This is a genomic window from Telluria sp. AIW5, from assembly GCF_056680575.1.
This window is the reverse complement of sequence record NZ_CM155289.1, coordinates 1,116,249-1,136,992: the sequence shown is the minus strand read 5'-3', so window position 1 is coordinate 1,136,992 and position 20,744 is coordinate 1,116,249. Positions and strand designations below refer to the sequence as shown.

The window sequence follows — 20,744 nt, the reverse complement described above, 5'->3', positions numbered from 1 at the left end:
CTCAACATGCTGTCAACTATTTGTACCAACTACACTTACCTGGCTCAAATAGCAGCGTTGCTTCGGGGCGTGATTGTAACCGTTAGGGGTAGGAATCTGCAAGGTTCTTTTTTACGCCGGTTGCCGTACGAGCGGCGCGCCGCACGGCCGTGTGCTGGAGTACTGTATGCCTCAGGCATGTAAAGACTCTCGCACATGGACAGCAAGGCGCCCCACTACCCCCGTTGGAGCTGGCCGCAGATCCTCATTGCCGGCCTGTCGATCGTCGCGGCCTATCTGGCCATGCGATTGCTGAACAACTGGCTGTCCTTGCCGGCCGGGTATGCGCTGCCGCTGTTCCCGCCGGCCGGGATCGGCCTGGCCATGGCCACCGCGGGCGGCATGCGCGTGCTGCCGGCGGTCGCCCTCGGCGCCGGCCTGGCCGCCTTTCCCCTGCACGCCACCAATCCGGCGCTGTCCGAATCGAGCGCCCTGCTGGCGACCCTGGGCGCCGCCGTCGGCGCGACCCTGCAGGCCTGGCTCGGGGCGCGCCTGTTCCGCCGCCACATGCGCCCGGCCATCGACTCCGGCCACGACGTGCTGGCTTTCCTGCTGCTCACGCCCATCGTCTGCCTGGCCAGCGCCACCGTGTCGGTACCCTCGCTGTACTGGCTGGGTGCTTTCGAGGAAGTCGCGCAGCTGCGCTTCTGGTTTGCCTGGTGGGCGGGCGACACCCTTGGCGTGCTGCTGGCCGCGCCCCTGTGCTGGATCGTCTGCGGCTCGCCACGCCGGCTGTGGCGCCGGCGCGCGGCGCTGGTGGCCGTGCCGCTGCTGGTGGCGAGCACCGCCGTGGTCACGATCTACCGCCTGTCTCTCGGCTGGGAGCACGAGCAGCACCTGCAGCCCTACCGTTTGAAGGCGCAGCAGACGGCCGACATGCTGCAGGCCGAGTTCAACGAGCACGTGCGCTTTGTCGGCACCTTTGCCCGTACGCTGGCCGACACCGAGCACATCCTCGCGCGCGACAAGTTCCTGCGCATCGCCGACGGCTATGCCGATGGCCGACCGGAGATCCAGGGCGTGAACTGGGCGGTGCCGGTGACCGCCGCCGAGCGCGCCGGCTTCGAGGACTGGGTGCGGCGCACGGTCGACCCGCACTTCAAGGGCATTTCCGACATGGACGAGGCGCGGCGCCTGGTGCCGGCCGGCGAGCGCGAGGCCTACCTGCCGGTGCTCTACATCTGGCCGTCGGCGAACAACTTCATCCGCGGGGTCGACTTCCTGGCCGCGCCCGGGCGCGCCAGCGTGGCCGCCCGGGCCACGGCGTCGCGCAGGCCGGTCGCGTCCGAACCCTTCGCGCTGCTGTCCGCACCCGGACTCGGTATCAGCCTGCTGCGCGCCGTTGGCGAGGGAGAGGGGCCGCCGGCCGGGGTGGTGATCTTCGTGCTCAATGCCCAGCAGCTGCTGCAGCAGGCGATCGTGCGCTCGGGCTTCGGCGGTTTCAGAGCGGCCATGATCGACGTCACCGACGGCGCCGCGCTGCCGGTGGCGGGCAGCCTGGGCCAGCCGCAGCGCGACGATTACCGGGTCGGCCTGTCGTTCGCAGGGCGCAGCTACCAGCTCAGCTTCCGGCCGACGGCCGACTACATGGCCGCCGAGACCGGCGCCGGCAGCTGGATGGTGCTCTCGGCCGGCTTGCTGATGACCGGGCTGCTGGGCGCGCTGATGCTGCTCATCAGCGGCGAGCGCGCCGTGATCGAGGAGCAGGTGGCCGACCGCACGGCGCGCCTGCGCGACCGCGAAGCGCGGCTCGAGGCGGTCCTCGACAATGCGGCCGACGCCATCATCACGGTCGACGCCCACGGCATCCTGGTATCGGCCAACGCCGCCACCGCGCGCCTGTTCGGCTACCCGCCGCCGCACCTGAACGGCCTGTCCTTCAGTGCGCTCGTTCCCACCGGTGCCACCGGTCCCGGGCGCGACGCGGGCGCGGAACTGGCGCGCCTGGCCACGGCGCCGCCCGAGGAATGCGTGCTCGCGGGCCGCAATGCGCGCGGCGAGGCGGTGCCGCTGTCGATCTCGGTGGCGCCGGTGCTGATGGGGCGGGAGGCGATTTTCGTCTGCATCCTGCGCGACCTGACGGAGCAGCAGCGCGCGCAGGAGCGCATCTACCGGCTGGCCCACCACGACGCCCTCACCGGCCTGGAAAACCGCTTTGCGCTGAACGTGCGCCTCGAGCAGCAACTGGCCAGCGCGCGCCGCCACGGCGAGCCGGCGGCGGTGCTGTTCATCGACCTCGACCATTTTAAAAAGATCAACGATTCGCTCGGCCACGCGGCCGGCGACAAGCTGCTCGTCGGCGCGGCCGAGCGCATGAAGGACCTGCTGCGCGAAGTCGACACGCTGGCGCGCCTGGGCGGCGACGAATTCATCATCGTGCTGGCCGGCCCGCTCACGCCGGACAGCGTCACCAGCGTCGCGGTGCGCGTGGTCGAGTCGCTGTCGCAGCCCTATCAGCTCAATGGCGCCACCGCCCACAGCGGCTGCAGCGTCGGCGTGGCGCTGTTCCCGGACGATGGCGAAGACGCCGCCACCCTGATCCGCCACGCCGACATGGCGATGTACGTGGCCAAGCGCGAGGGACGCGGCAATTTCCAGTTTTTCTCGCCCGAGATGAACGCGGCCACCCACGAGCACCTGCTGCTGGAAAACCGCATGTGGGGCGCGCTGCATGCCGAGGGCTTCGAGCTGTATTTGCAGGCGCAAGTCGAACTCGACACCGGCCGCGTGATCGGCGCCGAGGTGCTGCTGCGCTGGAACGACCAGGAACTGGGCAGCGTCGAACCGAGCCGTTTTATTCCAGTGGCCGAGGAAAGCGGGATGATCGTGCCGCTCGGCGACTGGGTGCTGGCCCAGACGATGGCCTTGTTGGCGCAATGGCAGCGCGAGGGACTGGAAGACTTGCGCCTGGCCGTGAACCTGTCGGCGCGCCAGTTCTCGGGCGGCACGCTGCTGGCGCGCCTGGACGAGCTGGTGGCGCATTACGGGATCGACCCGGCGCTGATGGAACTGGAGATCACGGAAACGGCCGCGATGCGCGACCCGGAAGCGACGCGCCAGCTGCTGCGCCAGCTGCGCACGCGCGGCTTCAAACTGGCGATCGACGATTTCGGCACCGGTTATTCGTCGCTGGCGTATCTAAAACTGTTCGCGATCGACCGCATCAAGATCGACCGCGGTTTTGTGAAAGATATCGAGCACAATCCGAACGATGCGGTGATCGTCGCCGCCACCATCGGCCTCGCCCATTCGCTCGGATTGACAGTGGTCGCCGAAGGGGTCGAAACCCACGCGCAATGGGGCTTTTTACGCGACAAGCACGGCGACGAGGCGCAGGGTTACCTGTTCGCGCGGCCGATGCCGGCGCAGGAATTCCGCGAATTCATCCGGCGGCAAGTGCAGCCAGTACCTGACGCTTGAGGGCGCGGATCATCGCCGTCTCATCCGGCGGCACGCCTTCCGGCGCACCGTGCGCGCGGTCGGCATAGAAAAATCCCAGCTGCGCCTTGCCCACCACCAGCGGCAGCACAATAAAACTCTTCGCGTCCGGCAGCAGGGCGCGGTGCCAGGACGGCAGCAGTTCGCGGATTTTAATGCTGGCCGCATCCGAAATCATCAGGTCGGCGTCGTTCTCCATGGCGAGGGCGAACACGTCGCGCGCGCCGCCGGCCGGCACCGGGAATGCGAACCCGGCCTGCACCCGCGCCTGTTCCGGCCCGAACGAGACGCGGGCGCGGTACTGCCCGGCGCGCGCATCCTTTAAACAGACGGTGGCGAACCTGAAGCCGAGCGCCCGGTACAGCGTTTCGAGCACGGCCAGGATGACGTCGTTGACGCGCGCCTTGCCGCCGGCGCGCAACTGGGTCACGTCCTGCACCCCGGCCAGCAGCAGCTCGCGCGCGTTCTTCGGTTTGCCGCTCGGATAAGCGCCCTCCTCGTCTTCGCCGGCGTCCAGCGTGGCCAGCACCAGCACGTCGGGCAGGCCCTCCCCTGGTTCCGGTTCGGGCTTCGGGAGCGGCTGCAAATTCATGCTTTCCATGAGGCCCTGCATACCTTCGGCGACATTCGTGAACAGGCGCTCCAGCCCTTTCTCGTCGAGTTCGAAGGCGGCGCCGTAGCGCGCCAGCAGCGCGCGCGCTTCCGGCATGCCGGCCGGGTCGTCGCTGCGGCCCAGCAGGCTTGCCACCTCCAGGCTGAACGAAGCGACCTGGCGCATCCATTCGGCGCGGCTGGCGGCCGTTTTCAAGAGGCTGGAGGGCAGCGTGGCCTGGGCGCGCACGATCACGTCCGGGATTTTCCACTCGGCCAGCACCGCCGCCGACAAGGTGTCGTAGCTGCAACCGAGGATCATCTGCGAGGCTTGCGCCGGCGTGTGCTTGCCACCGGCCGTCAGCTGCTTGATTTCGCGGTAGCGCGCGTGCTCGTGCGATGCCACCAGCAAGGCGCCCAGGTTCTTGAACAGCGCGCCGATCGCCGCTTCCTCGGCGCCCTGGTAGAACGACAGCTTCGCCATCTCGCGCCCGACCAGGCTGGCGCACAGGGCCGCCTCCAGCTCCACGCGCACGCTGCCGGCATGGGCGCCGTTGTCGAGGGTGTCGACCAGCAGCATCGCCAGCGCGGTGGTTTTCACGTTGTCGAAACCGAGCAGCGCAATCGCGCGCGAGACGGTGGTGACGGCCGTGCCGGAGACCGTGCGGTAGCGGACCGTGTTCGACAGGCGCAGGATGCGCTGGGTCAGTGCCACGTCGGACAGGACGAAATAGGCGAGATCGTGCGGGCCCGGCTCGTCGGAATCGACCAGTTCGATCACCCTGGCGATCGAGCCGCCGAGGGCGAACATCTCTTCGTCGCCATTCACTTTTTGCATCAATCCCGCACGCACGCGGCGGGCTGCGCCTTCGTCGAGCGGCTGCGCTCCCGCCGCTGTTGCTACTGTCCTTGCTTCTGACATCTGGTATTAACCTGGCTTTCCGGGCGCGTGCGCCAATTTATTTGTGGGACTTCTTGTATTTTTTGAGGACCGTCTGGTGCAGCGCCGTGAGCGCGGCCAGCTTCGGGTTGCGCGGATCGAGGCGGCGCACGGCGGCCATCTGGCTCAGGGCCTGCAGGCCGAGCTTGTCGTCCCAGCCGGTGTGTTCCAGGCAGCGCAGCAGCGCCAGCGCGGCATTGAACGCCACTTGCGAGTTGCCCGGCATGCGCTGCGCCGCTTCCTGCATCAGGGTGACGGCGCCCGCGTAATCTCCGCTGCGCGCGCGCTCGGCGCCGCCGGCGACCAGGTCGACCACGTGCTGGCGCGTTTCCTGGGCCAGTACCGTACCCAGTTCCGCGTGGCCGGCCTGGGCCATGACGCTCATCGCCCGGTCCATCGCGGTGGCGTCGGCCGCATTGCGCATGACGTCGCGCACGAGGCTGGTCGCGCCCTCGGCCATGTCGTGCGCCAGGCAGCTGCGCGCGAGTTCGAGTTTCAGGTCGGCCGACATGCCCGGCAAGTCGCTGCTGGCCGCCACCGCGGCATTCAGGGATTCCAGCAGGCGCTCTTCGTTGCCGGTGTACTCGTGCAGCAGCGCCGACGAGATCGCGCTGCAAGCGTCGGCGTGGCTTTTGCCGCCCATCGAGCGGTCGAGGTCGCGGATCACCGAGGCGGCCGCCACCGGATCGCCCTTGCGCACCAGGGTGCGCACCAGTTTGACGTGGTCTTCGGGGTCGCGGAATTCCGAATATTTTGCTTTGGCGACCACCTGTTTCAGCACCTTTTCGGCGGTGTCGTCGTCGCCCGCCTCGAAGGCGACTTCGCCCAGGGTGCGCAGGCGCCGCACGGCGTGGGGAGAAACGGCCACCGCGCGCCCCAGCACTTCCTGCGATTTATCCAGTTCGCCCATCGCCGTGTGGGTGCGCGCCAGCCAGTCGTAGGCGTCGACGAAATTCGTGTTGGTCTGCACCAGGTCGGTCAACAGGCTGCCCGCTTCCTCGTACTGTTCGCGCAGGTACAGGGTCTTGGCCAATCCCAGGCGCGCCCAGGCGATGGCACGGCTTGCGGCAAGCTGGCGGTAGATGGGTTCGGCCTGGGCGGTCTCTCCCAAAAACAGGTGCAGCTCGGCGCGCAGGCGCAGGAAGTCGACGGCATGGCGCGGGTGCGCCGTTTCTCCTGCGATGCAGGCTTCGATCGCCTCGTGCTGGGCGCCCGCCTCCATCAGGCGGTACACGGGCAGGAAGACGTTTCTCTTGTCCAGCGCGCGCGCGACGCGCTCGAGCAGGCGGTCGGCCGTAAACGGTTTCAGGATGTAGTCGGTCGGGGCCAGTTCGGCCGCGCTGACGACCTTGCCGTAGTCGCCCTCGGCCGTGACCATGAAGAACATCGTCGCCAGCGACACAAGTTTGTGGTGACGTAAATCCTCGAGCAGCTGCTGGCCATCCTGGCCGCCTTCCAGGTCGTATTCGCAGAGCACCAGGTCGAAGCTGCGCAGCGTCAGTTGCTTGACGGCCTGATTGGCGCTGCTGGCGTGCTCGATGCGGGTCAGGCCGCACATGTTGAGCATGCTGTGGATGTTGGCCCGCATGCCGGAGTGGGGCTCGATGAGCAGTGCAGTGAGGCCGTCTAATTCGTTCATGGCGTGTTTCCATTGGGCCGGCGGCAGGTGCGGCTACGCTGGCCGCTGCCGGATGAGTATATTACGGCGGGGGAACAAATTAACTGAATTGGGTGGTGGCTTGCGGAAAAGCGGGTTGCAGGTGGGAAAAAGCAACAGTTGGTGAGAATTCAGACTTGAAAGTTGACCGTGCGTGGGTTGGCCCAGGCCGCGAAGCCCGTCGGCGTGGCGTTATCGGTGTGCGAAATCCGCGTGGGCACGGAGTGCCTCCCCTCCGGGAAACCTTAGCTGGTCCGGGTTTCGCTTGAGCTCGCCACTACGGTCGACCGTAGGGTGGGTACTCGTGCCCACGCGGATTCAAAACACCACGGACAAGGCAGGCAACAGCCCCACGTCCGCCTCCGGTTTAAAACCCCGCGTCCGCGCGCCGGGCCGCCCGGTTGGCGCAATCGGCGCGCGCGGCATTGCCAACCACGTTCTGGTAGCGCACCTCGTACTTGCCGGCGGCAAGGCCATCGATGGTCAGCGTGCCGTTGCCCAGCACATAGGCGTGGCGCACGTTCGCGTGGCGTTCGAGGTCGTAGATTTTGACGAACACGGGTGTCGCGTTGGCGCTGTTGTCCACCACGACCGTCATTTCGCGCCCGCTATTGCCCAGCGGGTAGCCAGGGATATAGCCGGACTGCTCCGGCCAGGACTCGCCGTTCGGCGCGGACGGGGTGGCCAGATCGGTATCGCACTCGGGCTGGCGTGCCGGCACCATCAGCTGGGTCACGGCCAGGGCTTTTACGACGGCAGGCGGCGTTTTCGCCCCGGCCGGCATGGCCCAGGCGTCCGGGTCGGGGCCGGGAACCGAGGTCGCCGCGGCGGGCTGCTCGGGCTTGCCGGAAAACGCGAGCGCGGTCGGCAGCAAGCGCGGCTGCTGCACCAGCAGCAGGACGCACAGGCCGCCCAGCGCCGCACCGCCAAGCAGGCCGAGCCACCAGCGCGGTTCGCGCAGCAGGCGCCGATGACGACGCGGCGGCGGCGGCGATTCCCAGTTGTCGCCGCGCGCACGGGGCGTCTCCTCGCCGCTGCTCTCGAGCCACTCGACTTCCCATTCCTCGGCCGCGATCCACTCGTCGTGCTCCTTGCGGCGCACGGGGTCGGACAGGGTGTTGTAGGCGGTGTTGACAATCGCCATGATGCGGGCGGCCTTTTCGTCGCCCTGGTTCTTGTCGGGATGGTATTTCTGGCTGAGCGCCTTGTAGGCCGCACGCACGACTTCCTGCGGCGCGCCGCGCGCCACCTTCAGGTTGTCGTAATGCGTGTGAATCTTGGCCATGGTGCGGGTTCTGGTGGGGATTTCAGCGGTCCCGGAGGCTGGCCGGGCGGCCAGCCGATGTCTGCAGTCTGGTCGACCTGTCCAACCGGTACAGAATAGCCGGGTTTGTATCCCCAGCGCAAGTTGCCATCATTCTAGAGACGGCGGCTGCGATCGGCCCGCACGATTGCATCCGGCAGTTCTACCCCCTTGCCGACAACCAGTACCTTGAACAATTCTCCCATTTCGCTCGGCGCCACGAGTTTGTGCACCGCTTTCGACTGTGGCAAATAACGCACGGCATCGTCGGGATCCGTACGTAATAGCAGGTCAGCGATGCCGCAGGCGAGCAGGAAACCGGACTGGTTCGTGTACGCCAGCACCGGCAGCCCTGCATCCTGCGCCGCCAGCGCCATCGCCGTGAAATCGACGTGGGCCGTGATGTCTTGTAAACCCGGCAGGAAGAAGGGTTCCGGGTGCGAATGGTGGCGGTAATGGCACATCAGGGTGCCGCCACTGCGCTGGTCGACATAGAATTCGTGCGCCGGGAAGCCGTAATCAAGCAGGATGGCGGCGCCCTTGCCGTCCGCGAACATGCTGGCCAGCGAGCCCATGAAGCCGCAGGCGACCGGGTGCAGTTCGGTCAGATAGCCCTCGGGCAGCAAGTGGGCATCGGGAACCTGGCGCGCCAGCTGGGCGGCCAGCGCGGCGTCGAGGTCCGCCTGCACGTAGGCGAAGCGCCCGTCCTCGACCGTCACCATCTGGCGGCGCCAGCCATCTGCCGTTTTCAGCACCAGCTCGACCGGCATGGCATCCAGCACCTCGTTGGCCAGGACCACGCCATTGAACGACTCGGGGAAACCGTCGCGCCACTCCACCTGTGGAAAATCCTTTAAGGCTTCCTGCTGGCGCGCGCGCAACTCTCCCGACAGTTCGATGATGGTGTAGCGCTCGACCTGCACGCCCGCATCAAGCAGGGCGGTAAGCACGTCGCGCGCCAGCTTGCCGGTGCCGGCGCCGAATTCGATGATGTTGGGCGCGCTTTGGGCGATAATAGCGGCTGCCGCGCGCGCCAGCGCCGCCCCGAACAGCGACGTGATCTCGGGCGCGGTCGTAAAATCGCCGCTGGCCCCCAGCTTGGCCGCGCCGCCGCTGTAGTAGCCGAGCCGGGGCGCATACAGCGCCAGCTCCATGAAACGCGAAAAGGGAATGGCGCCGCCGGCCTGTTCGATGGTGGCGGCAATTTCCTGTTGCAGGGCGTGGGACGCGGCCAGCGCGTCGCTGTCGGGAAGGGGCATGGACATCCCGGCATTGTAGCCAGATCGGCACGGATCAACAATTTCACCACTTGCCAAGACTATGACGCACATCATGCCTCCAGCCGGCGGCGGCCACACCCACGGGCAAACCCAGGTCGCCCTTGTGACCGGCGCCGGACGCCGCCTCGGCCGCGCCATCGCCCTTGGCCTGGCCGCCGCCGGCTGGGACATCGCCGTCCACTACCGCCATTCCGAACGCGAAGCGATCGAGACGGCGGACGCGATTCGCGCCCTCGGCCGGCGCGCCGCCCTGCTGCCCTGCGACCTGGCGGACGAAGCGGCGGTACGCCTGCTGCCCGGCCGCGCGGCCGAGGCGCTGGGCCGGGTGACTTGCATCGTCAACAACGCTTCGTTGTTCGAATACGACAGCGCCACCAGCTTTTCGCCGGCCCTGCTCGCGGCGCATATGAGCACCAACCTGGCCGCGCCCCTGCTGCTGGCGCAAGCGCTGCACGCGGCGACGCCGGAAAATTCGCAGGCCGTCGTCATCAACCTGCTCGACCAGAAACTGTACAATCTCAACCCGGATTTTTTGTCGTACACGCTGTCGAAAGCGGCGCTCGACGCCGCCACCAAAATGCTGGCGCAGGCGCTGGCGCCCACCGTGCGCATCGTCGGCGTCGCACCCGGCATCACGCTGGTGTCGGGCGAACAGAGCGAAGAAGGTTTTACGCAAGCCCATACGCAAACGCCGCTGAAACGCTCTTCGACCCCGCAAGACATTGCCGACGCCGTCGTCTACGCGGCATCGGCGCGCGCCCTCACCGGCACGACGCTGGTGGTCGATGGCGGCCAGCACCTGGTGCCGCTGGCGCGCGACGTGATGTTCCTTACGAAATAAATAACTTAACAAGGCCTTTTCTTATGCTGTCCGCCCTCACCCACCCGAGCTTGCGCGATTGCCGCCGGCTGTTCCTGCGCAATTACGAAGTGATGATCAACATCGGCGTGCACGACTTCGAGAAGAAGGGCGAGCAGCGCGTCCTGATCAACGTCGATTTATATATCCCGCTGGCCGAGTCGACCCCGACCGCCGACCAGCTCGACGAGGTCGTCGACTACGACTTCATGCGCGAGACCATCGCCCAGCGTATGGCGCAAGGCCACGTGCACCTGCAAGAGACGCTCTGCGACGACGTCGTGCGCGCCATGCTGGCCCACCCCCGCGTGCGCGCCGCGCGCGTGTCGACCATGAAGCCGGACGTGTATCCCGACTGCGAAGGCGTCGGCGTGGAAGTGTTTCAAATTAAGGAAGAAGCATGAATGCCGCGGTGTTGAATGAAGCGCTGGTGACTGACGAGGCTGCCGAAGCGAAGAAACGCGAAAAAATCGCGTACGAGAACAACAAGCTGCACAAACGCCTGTGCCGCCTGGTCGGCCAGGCGATCGGCGATTTCAACATGATCGAAGACGGCGACAAGGTGATGGTCTGCCTGTCCGGCGGCAAGGACAGCTACGCCCTGCTCGACATCCTCATGACGCTGCGCGAGCGCGCGCCGATTCACTTCGATATCGTCGCCGTCAACCTCGACCAGAAGCAGCCGAATTTCCCGCCCGAGGTGCTGCCGGCCTACCTGGATAAACTCGGTGTCGATTACCACATCGAAAACCAGGACACCTACAGCATCGTCAAGCGCCTGATCCCGGAAGGCAAGACCACCTGCTCGCTGTGCTCGCGCCTGCGCCGCGGCATCCTGTACCGCGTTGCCGATGAACTCGGCTGCAACAAGATCGCCCTCGGCCACCACCGCGACGACATTCTCGAGACCTTCTTCCTGAACATGTTCTTCGGCGGAAAACTCAAAGGCATGCCGGCGAAACTGGTGTCGGACGACGGCAAGCACATGGTGATCCGCCCGCTGGCTTATGTCAAAGAAGCCGATACCGAGCGCTATGCGGAGGTGAAAAACTTCCCGATCATTCCGTGCGACCTGTGCGGCTCGCAGGAAAACCTGCAGAGGAAACAGATCAAGGCGATGCTGCGCGGCTGGGAAAAGACGCATCCTGGGCGCGTGGACAACATCTTCTCGTCGCTGTCGACGGTCGTGCCCTCGCACCTGCAAGACCGCAACCTGTTCGGGTTCATGGACCTGAAAACGGACGGCGTGGCCAATCCGCTCGGGGATATTGCTTTCGATGAGGAGCCGTGCTCGACGCCGGCGACCAATACGATTTCGTTGACGCAGCTGTAGGTCGCTCCAGCTTGATCGAAAACGGCAGCGCGCGTGCGCTGCCGTTTTTTTTGCTTGCATCAGTCGATCTCCATGCCGAACAGCTGCAACTCACGTGCCGTGTCCGGCGCCTGGATCGCGCGCTCGAAACCCAGACCGAGTTTTTCAAGCAGGCGGATCGAGGCGCTGTTGTCGGGACGGACGGTGGCGACGATCCGTTTCAGCCCGAGTTCCCGCGCATGCGCCAGCACGGCGTGCGCTGCTTCCAAAGCATAGCCCTGGCCGCCGTACTGCGGCAGGAAGGCATAGCCGATATCGACATCGTCGAGGAAATCGCGCTTGGCCAGGCCGCACACGCCGAGCGGACAGCCGTCTTCCTTCAGTTCGACGACATAAAAGCCGAAGCCGAGGCGCGCTACCATTTCCATCGGTCCGTTCAGGATGTAATCGCGCGCGGCGTCAACCGTCCGGATGCCGCGGTCGCCAATAAAACGGTGCCAGGCGGGGTCGTTGAGGAGGCCGAGCATGAAGCCGGCATCGCCCGGTGCCATGTGGCGCAGGCGCAGCCTTTCGGTTTGCAGGACGATCATCGGGGGCTTTCTCCTCTCGGCTGGCGCCGTTTTGTTGCCAGAAAGAATAGCATCGATTATGGTAAGTTCATGCAGTGCTCACCTTATTCGATCATGGAGACTTCATGCCCCTGTTCACGCGCCTGTCGGGCGCCTGCATCCTCCTCTGCGCCCTGCTGGCGCCCGGCACCGCCATGGCCGAGCCGTCGGTGATCTACCTGGTGCGCCACGGCGAGAAGGAAGCCGTGGGCCAGGACCCGGACTTGAGCGCGCAAGGCCGGCAGCGCGCGCAGAACCTCGCGACCATCCTGGGCAAGGCCGGCATTGCGCATGTGTTCAGCACGCCGACGAAGCGCACGCGCCAGACCGCGCAGCCGCTGGCGCAGGCAAGCGGTGTGCAAGTAGCGTCCTACGATCCGAAGACGCCGCAGGCGCTGGTCGCGAAAGTCAACACCCTGAACGGCGCGGTGCTGGTTGTCGGCCACTCGAATACGCTGTCCGAACTGGTGCGCCTGTTCGGCGGCCAGCCCGGGGCGGACATCGCCGACAATGAATACGACCGCCTGTACCAGCTGGTGCCCGGCGCCGGCGGCGGCGTCGCCACCGTGCTGCTCACCTCGCTGCCGGCCACCGGCGCCGCGCCCTGAGCCGCGCCTACAAAACGCGCTCGAGGCCGATGCGGACGCTGGCCATGCCTTCCCAGGTCAGCATGCGGGTGACCGCGCTGCCGTCGGCGTCGCGGTAAAGCGTCCCTGTGTGCCGGTCCTGTCCCAAGGCATTGGCGACGCTCACGCGGGCGCGCCATTGCGCACCGAGCTTGCGCGTCCAGTACAGGTCGAGCAGCGCCGTCCTGCCGAGATAAGTCGTGACGCCATCGATCGAGCGGCTGGCCGCACTGCCGCGCACATTGACATTCGCACCCGCGTCCCAGCTGCCACTGCGGTAGTCGATGCCGGCGTTCGCCGTGAACGGCACCTGCTCGGCGAGGGTGTTGCCGGGCCCCGGGACCTTGCGCACGCGCGACCAGTTGCGGCCCATATTCAGGCGTACCTCGACAGCCATGCCGGCCAGCCTGACGGGCGACTTCAGGTCGGCCTCGATGCCGGCCAGGTCCGCGTCGCCATTGTTGACCGGACGTGACACCCAGCTGCTGCCGTCGCGGTACAGCTGCTGGACCGTCACGTCGCTCACGCGTTTCGCGTAGCCGGACAGCGTGGCCGAGCCATCCTTGCCGAGCGGGCGCTCCCAGGCGAGGTCGAGGCCCCAAGTGAGTTCCGGGCGCAAGGCCGGGTTGCCCTCGACGTCGGGATTGGCCGGGCCGTTGTTGTTGTTGACCGTGTAGCGGCGCGGGACCAGGTCGCGCGTCAGCGGCGCTTTATACGTGCGCGCCAGCGCCAGGCGCAGCTGGTTCTTTTCGGGCAGCTTCCACAGTAGCTGCAGGATCGGGCTGGGTACGCTGCTGGTGGTCGCCACGCGCGCCAGGTCGGCGCCGTCGGTCGCGGTGCGCAGGCCTTCCCAGCGCAATCCCGCATAGCCTTCGAAGGCATCGGAGATCGTCCACTCGTCCTGGGCGAACAGCGCCAGGCGCTCGACGCGCGCGCGGTAGTCCTGCAGGCGCAAGGCCGCGTTTGGCACGCCATCGACGGTATCGGACTGCTTGCGCTGTTCGCCGCGCGTGGTGCGGCTGGCATCCCAGCCCAGTCCCAGGCTGTGCGCGGCGCCCAGCGGCGCCAGGTATTTGCCGTTCAGGCTCGCCGTATGCTCGTCTGCGCCCGATTTGACTGCGCGCGCCAGGCCGGTCGTGCCGTCTGGCCGCGTGCCGAGGAACAGGTAGTCGCCGCGGCGCCGGTTGGTGTCGAATACGCCCTTCACGCTCAGCTTGCCGGCGCCTTTGAAACGGTGCGACCAGGCGAGATCGCTGCGCAGGCTGGCGGCGCGCGCACCCGAGGTCGCGACACTGTCGGGATACGCGGTCGGTTCGCCCAGCAGCGTCTCCTCGAGCGCGCGGCTGTCGCCGTGGGCGCGCGTCAGGCCGACGAGGGTTTGCCAGCTGAGCGTGTCGCCATCCTCGAAGGTCCAGTTCAGGCGCGGGTTCAGGTTGAGGCGATCGATGCGCGCCAGGCCTGCTTCGGTAAAGTGGCGTGTCGCGGTCCGCGTGTCGGCGCTGTCGGCCGTCTCGTCGGTGGACACGCTGTCGATGCGCACGCTGCGATCAAAACTGGCGCCTGCCGACCAGGCCAGGGTGCCGCGCTTGCCGCCGGCCTGGGTCGCCACCGAGGGGCTCCACTGGCCGCGCTGGTAAACGCTTGACACCTTGTCCTCGCGCCGTCCCGCGCCAGTGCGCTTGCGCAGGACGATGTTGATGCTGCCCGCGACCGCCTGCGCGCTGCGGTCGGCCGTGGGACTGCGCGCGATCTCGATGCGCTCGACCATGTCGGGTGCGATCGAATCGATCGTAAAACCTTGCGGCACCGGCTCGCCGTCGACCAGGATTTGCGTGTAGCCGGTGCCGAGGCCGCGCATGCGCACCTCGCTGCCGACGACCGAAATGCCGCCCTGGCGCTTGAGGACATCGGCCAGGTTGCCATCGCCGTAAGCGGCGATCTCGGCGCGGGCGACGACCCGCTTCGCGGCCGCCGCCTCGGCCTGCCCCACCGCGCCCCGGACGTCGACGCGTGCCGGCGCCTGTGGGGCAGGCGCCTCCTGCGCGACGGCGTACGGCAAGGGGAACAGCAACAGCAGGGAGGGCAGGCGCTTCATGGCGGTCAGGCGAGTCGGTGGAGTGCGCGATTCTAGACGCTGGCATGGCATGTGGCGGCCACCTGTGACGAAACGCCGCCAAGGCGTGACGAGCGCCCGGCGCCCCGCAATTTTGCTGCTGCCGGCGCTGCTATACTCGGCGCACCATGAACGAACAACAACGCAAGAACGCGCGCACGATCGTCAACCACGTCGCCTTCTGGACCGCACTCTGCGCCGCCGGCGCGCTCGGGAACTACATCGACAGGCTCGATCACGGCCGGGAGGCGACCTATGCCGGGGTCCTGCTCAGTTGGTGGGTCGGGCACGTGCCAGTCATGGCGCTCAGCAGCGCGCTGGGCCTGGCGCTGCTGCGGCGCCCCGCCCTGTTCGTCGAGCGCGGTACGACGCTGCGCATCTATGCCGGGGTGGCCCTGCTGTTCCTGCCGCTCGAGTGGTTCTATGTCGGCTGCGCCGAGATCCTGCTGCGCGGCGAGGCGCTCACGCTGGCCTCGAGCTGGGCGGAACTCGGGAAGATGGGCAAGATGACCTGGTTCAGCGAGACCGCGTGGTCCACCGGCACCTTCATCGCCATGGTCGCCATCGGCAACCACCGCGAAGCACGCGCCCGCAGCGAAGCGTTCATCAAGGCCCAGGCCGAAAACCTGAACCTGCACCTGGCGCTCGAACAGCAGCGCATGCAGGCCCTGCGCGCCCAGCTCGAACCGCATTTCATTTTCAATGCCCTGAACGCGATCAGCGCCCTGGTGCGCGGCGGCGACAAGGCCGATGCGCTGGCCGGCATCGGCCGCCTGTCCGACCTGCTGCGCTATGCCTTGTCCGCCACCCAGCGCGAGCACGCGACCATCGCCGAGGAGCTTGGCTTCGTGCGCGACTACCTTGCCCTGCAACGCCTGCGCTATGGCGAGCGCCTGCGCATCCGCATCGACGGCGACGACGAGGACGTACGGCGCGGCGAATGCCCGCCCCTGCTGCTGCAGCCGCTGATCGAGAACGCGCTGCGCCATGACCTCGACTGCCACGACGGCCAGGGCGACATCCGCCTGTCCTTCGAGCGCACGGCCGACGAGCTCCTGATCCGCGTGATGAATCCGGTCAGCGCCTGGGCCTCGCCGAACCCCGGCACCGGCCTGGGCCTGTCGAATACCCGGGCGCGCCTGGCGCTGGCCGACCCGCGCGCGTCGTTGCGTACCGAACGGCTGGGCGAACACTTCGTGGCCGAGATCAGCCTGCCGCTGGCGCTGCGGGATTGACGCGCATGGGCATCCGCTACGCGATCGTCGACGACGAAGAGCCGGGCCGCACCAATTTGCGCCTGGCGATGGAAGCGCATCCTGGCTGGCGTCTTGCCTTCGAGGCCGACAGCGCCGCGCGCGCGCGCGATGCGCTGGCATCAAACCGGATCGACCTGCTGTTCCTCGACATCCAGATGCCGCGCGAATCGGGCCTGCTGCTCGCGCGCGAACTGGGGCACATGCCGGAACCGCCGCTGGTGGTGTTCGTCACCGCCCACAGCGTCCATGCGATCGAGGCCTTCGAGGTGCACGCGCTCGACTACCTGCTGAAACCCCTGGACGATGCGCGCCTGGCGCAAGCTGTCGAACGCGCGGCCCTGCTGCTGGCCGGGCGCCAGCGCGGCGCTTACGGCAAGGCCCTGCACGCGTATGCCGCGGGACCGGCATACCTGGAACAGATCAGCGTGCGCTCGGTCGGGCGGATCGACCAGGTGCAGGTGGCGGACCTACTCTGGCTCGAGGCGCAGGGGAATTACGTGGCGCTGCACACGGCGGCGGGGTCGCCCCTGCACCGGCTGCCACTGAGCCGGCTGGAGGCGCACCTGGATCCGGGGCAGTTCGTGCGCGTGCACCGGGGTGCGATCGTGCGGCGCGGGCAAGCCTTGGGCTTGAGCGTGGTGGGGGATGGGAGTTATCTGCTGCGGCTGCGCGGTGGAGAACAGGTGCCGGTGAGCGAGCGGTATGTGGGGGCGGTGCGGGAGATGCTGGGGGCGTAACCCGCCACGCGCATGCGTGACGGTTTTTATCGTTGTTTCGATTGCTCTGCGGGTGGACCGCGTGGGCATGCCCACCCTACGTTACGCGACTGCCGCAGGTGATTACGGATACCGATGCGCACCGCAGGGTGGGCATGCCCACGCGGATCACCGTTACGCAGCGGCCGCAGGTGATTACGGATACCGATGCGCACCGTAGGGTGGGCATGCCCACGCGGATCACGGTTCGCATCCACGCGGCGCCACCACCTGCGGCCGCGGCCCGGCTTTACGGCGCGACGTTCGTGCGCAGCACCGGGTACAAATTCAAACGCTCGTCCCACGACGCATGGCGGCGGGCGAAGAATTCGAGGCGGGCGTGGGCGCTTTTCGCAAAGGCCGGATCGCTCTCGACGCGGCGCTTGAATTCGGCGGCCACGGCCGGGTCGGCCGCCATCTGCTCGCGCGCGACGTCTTCGGCGACATACTCTTCCATGTATTCCTTGCGCTCGAAGGCGTTGTTGAACATGCCCCAGGCCAGCAGCGAGTCCGGCGCCTGCGGTTCGAGCATCGCCATCACCAGTCTCGCCTTCGGCTGGGCGATCGGCACGAACAATGCGCCCTTGCCGACGCTGCGCGGCTCCGACTTCCAGCTTCCCTCGACCGTCAGGCGCTGGTGCGATTCGAACGAGGTGGCGCCAAAGGTGGCTTTGTCGGCACGGAAGGTTTCGACGTCGACGCGATCCAGAGGCTTGACCAGCTTGCGGAAGGCGATGCCGTGCTGATTTAGTTTCGCCGCCACCAGCGCCGCCTGCGCCGCCGGTACGATGTAGCCGGCGCGCGGCGCGGCCACTTCGAGGTCGGCCACGACTTCGTCGCGCAGCGGCACGCGCCACACCTGCGGCTTGCTTTCGTCGTAGCGCGTCATCAGGATGCCCGAGACATCGGACGGCGTACGCGTGTAGGCATAGCCGTTGAAGTCCACCAGCTTCGATTTCTCGGTCGTTTTATAACTCAGCGTCACCGGCGTTCCCGCCAGGCGTGCTGCCCGCATGTCCGCGGCAGCGGCGGCAACCTGCCACTCCTTGCCGTGTTGCGCCACTTGCTCGAGCACGGAGATCACGCTGTTGTGGGTGATGCGCACGCGGGTCGGGTAATCCTTCCACGAATGGGTCTCGACCAGCATCGCCATGCGGTTACGCAGCGGGAAGTAGCCGGTCGAGAAGCGCGGGTCGGACACGCCATCGACAAAGCCCGATTCCGGATCGTCCGTCTTCGCGAACGACATGTAGTAGGACTGCGGCGTCGAGCCCTGTTTCGTGATGTCGGCGATGACGTTCTCGCGCAGCGCCCGGCCCGCCTTGCGGAATTCCGGATCGGCCGAGTACACCGGCTCGACCTGGATCGATACGTCGTGCTGGAACTTGGCGCCGTCGGTCACGTGCAGGTCGACATAGGTCAGCGGGTCCCAGGCGTTCACCAGCGCCAGCATGGCCTGCATCTCGGGCGCGTCGGCCTTGACGTAGTCGCGATTCAAATTAAAATTTTGGGCCGTCGTGCGCCAGCCCATTTCGACCGGGCCGCGCTGGTTCGGGCGGTTCCACTGCTGGAAGCGCTCGTGGCCATCGACGTTGAAGACAGGGACGAACAGCAGCACCTGCTTGTCCAGCACCCCTTTGGCCAGGCGCCCTTCGAGGATTTCGCGCAGCGCCAGGAAGCCGGCATCCTTGCCGTCGATTTCGCCGGCGTGGATGCCGCCCTGGATCAGGGTCACCGGCAAGCCCTTTTTCAAAGCTGCCTGCGGCGTGAACGCCCCGCTGCCGGTTGCGACCAGCGCCAGCATCGGCCGGTCTTCCGGCGTGCGGCCGAATTCGATGCATTTGACCTGCTTCGGATAAGCGTGGGCGAAGGCTGCGCACAGCTTGACCACTTCGTCATAGCGGCCGGTGGACTGGAAGCCGGAGCGCTCCGAGACCGTCGTCAGGTCGGGAGCGGCATGGGACAGGGGCGAGGCGGCAAGCAGCGCAAGCAGTAACGCAGAACGAATCATCGGGAAAGCTCCGGCAGGTTTCAAGAGGGGCAAAGCGGAAAATTATAGTCGGGTTTGGACCTAAAAAACCTGGGGTCAGGTCTGACATTTAGACACGGCCTCAACGATGCCCGGCCGGATAAGGCAGAGCTCGCGCCAAGGCGGGAGTCTGAATGTCAGACCTGACCCCAGCTCTCCAAAAAAAAACGCCACCCGAAGGTGGCGCTCTTTTCGCTGCGCTGCGCTGCCGGTCAGCGCGGCCTGTTGAAGACGGCGATCCGCGCGGCCATCGGACGCACCTGGACCGGCGCGGCGATCGCCATCGCCTGGGCGGAGGTGCGGGCCGGGCAGGCGCCGGTCGTGCGATAGCTCAGTGCAGCCGCCAGCAGCGCTTCGTTGGCGTCGCCCAGGTCATGCGCCAGGTCGTCGGCCACCGAGCAGGTCGGCGCGATGCCGTTGGCGTAGTCGCCGAAGCCCTTCGCGTTCACGCCCTGGAACTCGACCGAGAAATAGGTCGTGCCGCAGTTCGGCACCGGCGTGAAGCCGTAGGGCTTGCCGCAGGTCGTGGCGCCGATCACGTTCACTTCGATATCAACCCCGCGCAGGCCGTTGATCACCGCTTCGCTGGCCGAGCAGGTGCCGGAGGTGGTCAGCACGGTGACGCGGCGCAGGCCCAGGGTCGGCAGCGGCGTGCCCTCCTTGACCGTGCCGGCGCCGGCGTCGAAGCCGTGGGCGGTCGACTCGAAGCGGATGATCTGGGGCGTTTGCTGCGCTTCGATCTTGCTGTTGTACTGCAGGCGCTCGAACACCTGGCCCTCCGTAACCGGCCCGGCAATCATGTAGGCGAGTTCGCTGGCGATGTTGAGCAGGCCGCCGCCGTTGTAGCGCAGGTCCAGCACCAGGTCGGTAACGCCGGCCGCTTGCAGCGTCGTGAACGAGTCGATCAGCTGGCGCTCGGCCACGGCGTTGTGGTTCTCGAAGCTCAGGTAGCCGACCTTGCCGCTCGGGGTGGCGATCACCCTGGTGTACTTCACCGACAGCGCCGTCACTTCCTGCGCCTGCATCGTCACCGCGATGGGCGCCGTGCCCCGTTTCAGCGTGAAGCTGTGCGAGGCGCCGGCGGTCTCCGGGAACAGGCCGGCGTTGATCCGGTCGACCGTTGCGGCGTCGCTGCCGTTGACGAAGTCGGCGCCGTCGATCGTGACCAGCACGTCGCCGCGCAGCAGGCCGGCGGCGGCGGCCGGCGAACCCGGTTCGACGATCGCCACCTGCCAGGTGCGCGGCGCGGTCGGGCCGCTGCTGCTCCAGGTCACGCCATAACCGAGTTCGATGCCGGAATTGGTCAGCTTGTCCCACTCGGCGCTCGGGTAGGTGAAGTGGTACATGTCCTTGTCGCGCGGGGACATCAGCTTGCCGAAGTAGTCGACCGGATCGGTGAAGTCCGACATCCGGAAATTGGTCGGGATCTCGTTGTACCAGAGGTAGTACTGGCTCGACCAGGCGCGGAGAAAAGTAAGCTCGTCGCGCAACGTGCCCTGCTTGTCGGGGTAGGCCTTGCCCGTGTACGGGTCGATGCCGGTGCGCGGTTTGGCGCACATGTTCCAGTAGGTATCGAAGGCATCGCCGAGGGTTGCGATGTCCGGATCCGGAACGCCCGTGGTGGGCGGCGTGCTCACCGGGGGATTGCCGAGGGTGCCGGTACCGCCTCCGCCGCCGCCGCAGGCTGCAAGCGTCAACGCGGCCGCGAGGCCGGTGCAGATCAGGCGGAGCGAAGCGGTCAGGCGAGCGGAGTGGCTGGCAGGCGATGTCATCATGGAGGGTGATCAGGCGAATTCGACAGGAAAGGTTAAGACAAGCGCCCCCGTCTGAGAAGTCCCCAGCGCCGGTATTTTCGGTTTTGTTGAGAAATATTTGGTTCTCAGAAAACAAAAACGCCAGGACCGGCGGGGCCGGGCCTGGCGTAGCAAGGCGTGTACC

General features: G+C 66.9%; 15 protein-coding genes. 7 read left to right on the top strand and 8 right to left on the bottom strand.

Annotated features, from left to right (window positions below):
- The first annotated feature begins 195 nt into the window (after positions 1-195).
- Positions 196-3,459 carry a bifunctional diguanylate cyclase/phosphodiesterase gene (locus tag AC1MEM_RS05035; RefSeq protein ID WP_499475732.1) on the top strand — a complete coding sequence of 1,088 codons (3,264 nt, stop codon included), beginning with the start codon at positions 196-198 and terminating at the stop codon, positions 3,457-3,459.
- Here AC1MEM_RS05035 and AC1MEM_RS05030 read toward each other — a convergent pair.
- The 4 genes from AC1MEM_RS05030 to AC1MEM_RS05015 form a co-directional block, all read right to left on the bottom strand.
- Positions 3,422-4,906, bottom strand: coding sequence for an HDOD domain-containing protein (locus AC1MEM_RS05030; RefSeq protein WP_499475731.1), 1,485 nt, complete (start codon positions 4,904-4,906; stop codon positions 3,422-3,424). The two genes, AC1MEM_RS05035 and AC1MEM_RS05030, sit on opposite strands and share 38 nt — an antisense overlap.
- Positions 4,907-5,027: 121 nt before the next feature.
- Positions 5,028-6,647, bottom strand: a complete 1,620-nt coding sequence (locus AC1MEM_RS05025; protein ID WP_499475730.1) for a response regulator — start codon at positions 6,645-6,647, stop codon at positions 5,028-5,030.
- A gap of 385 nt (positions 6,648-7,032) precedes the next feature.
- Complete coding sequence (locus AC1MEM_RS05020) at positions 7,033-7,950, bottom strand: J domain-containing protein (RefSeq protein ID WP_499475729.1); 918 nt, start codon at positions 7,948-7,950, stop codon at positions 7,033-7,035.
- 134 nt (positions 7,951-8,084) lie between these two features.
- Positions 8,085-9,233: a class I SAM-dependent methyltransferase gene (locus AC1MEM_RS05015; protein WP_499475728.1), complete on the bottom strand. Its 1,149-nt coding sequence runs from the start codon at positions 9,231-9,233 to the stop codon at positions 8,085-8,087.
- A gap of 55 nt (positions 9,234-9,288) precedes the next feature.
- Here AC1MEM_RS05015 and AC1MEM_RS05010 point away from each other — a divergent pair, with 55 nt between their 5' ends.
- Genes AC1MEM_RS05010 through ttcA form a run of 3 tightly spaced genes read left to right on the top strand, consistent with a single transcriptional unit; the run spans position 9,289 to position 11,440 of the window.
- Positions 9,289-10,089: an SDR family oxidoreductase gene (locus AC1MEM_RS05010; RefSeq protein WP_499475727.1), complete on the top strand. Its 801-nt coding sequence runs from the start codon at positions 9,289-9,291 to the stop codon at positions 10,087-10,089.
- Positions 10,090-10,112: 23 nt separating this feature from the next.
- Positions 10,113-10,511, top strand: coding sequence for a dihydroneopterin aldolase (locus AC1MEM_RS05005; RefSeq protein ID WP_193688053.1), 399 nt, complete (start codon positions 10,113-10,115; stop codon positions 10,509-10,511).
- A complete protein-coding gene (gene ttcA, locus AC1MEM_RS05000) occupies positions 10,508-11,440 on the top strand; it encodes a tRNA 2-thiocytidine(32) synthetase TtcA (RefSeq protein WP_499475726.1) in 933 nt (310 codons plus the stop codon). Before AC1MEM_RS05005 ends, ttcA begins: the two co-directional genes overlap by 4 nt.
- 59 nt (positions 11,441-11,499) lie before the next feature.
- Here the strand turns inward: ttcA and AC1MEM_RS04995 are convergent, their stop codons facing one another.
- The gene (locus tag AC1MEM_RS04995; RefSeq protein ID WP_499475724.1) at positions 11,500-12,009 is read right to left on the bottom strand and encodes a GNAT family N-acetyltransferase; all 510 of its coding nucleotides are present in this window, start codon (positions 12,007-12,009) and stop codon (positions 11,500-11,502) included.
- 104 nt (positions 12,010-12,113) lie between these two features.
- On the opposite strand from AC1MEM_RS04995, the gene AC1MEM_RS04990 reads away from it, so the two are divergent.
- Entirely contained in the window at positions 12,114-12,635 is a 522-nt protein-coding gene (locus tag AC1MEM_RS04990; protein WP_499475723.1) for a histidine phosphatase family protein, read from the top strand.
- 7 nt (positions 12,636-12,642) lie between these two features.
- On the opposite strand, the gene AC1MEM_RS04985 is transcribed toward AC1MEM_RS04990, so the two are convergent.
- Entirely contained in the window at positions 12,643-14,748 is a 2,106-nt protein-coding gene (locus tag AC1MEM_RS04985; RefSeq protein WP_499475722.1) for a TonB-dependent receptor plug domain-containing protein, read from the bottom strand.
- A gap of 146 nt (positions 14,749-14,894) precedes the next feature.
- Between AC1MEM_RS04985 and AC1MEM_RS04980 the strand changes: the two genes are divergently transcribed.
- Complete coding sequence (locus AC1MEM_RS04980) at positions 14,895-16,001, top strand: sensor histidine kinase (RefSeq protein ID WP_499475721.1); 1,107 nt, start codon at positions 14,895-14,897, stop codon at positions 15,999-16,001.
- Between the two features lie 5 nt (positions 16,002-16,006).
- A complete protein-coding gene (locus tag AC1MEM_RS04975; RefSeq protein ID WP_499475720.1) occupies positions 16,007-16,759 on the top strand; it encodes a LytR/AlgR family response regulator transcription factor in 753 nt (250 codons plus the stop codon).
- A gap of 268 nt (positions 16,760-17,027) precedes the next feature.
- Here the strand turns inward: AC1MEM_RS04975 and AC1MEM_RS04970 are convergent, their stop codons facing one another.
- Positions 17,028-18,788, bottom strand: a complete 1,761-nt coding sequence (locus AC1MEM_RS04970; protein ID WP_499475719.1) for a M14 family metallopeptidase — start codon at positions 18,786-18,788, stop codon at positions 17,028-17,030.
- Positions 18,789-19,018: 230 nt separating this feature from the next.
- A complete protein-coding gene (locus tag AC1MEM_RS04965; protein ID WP_499475718.1) occupies positions 19,019-20,581 on the bottom strand; it encodes a S41 family peptidase in 1,563 nt (520 codons plus the stop codon).
- Between the last annotated feature and the right edge of the window lie 163 nt (positions 20,582-20,744).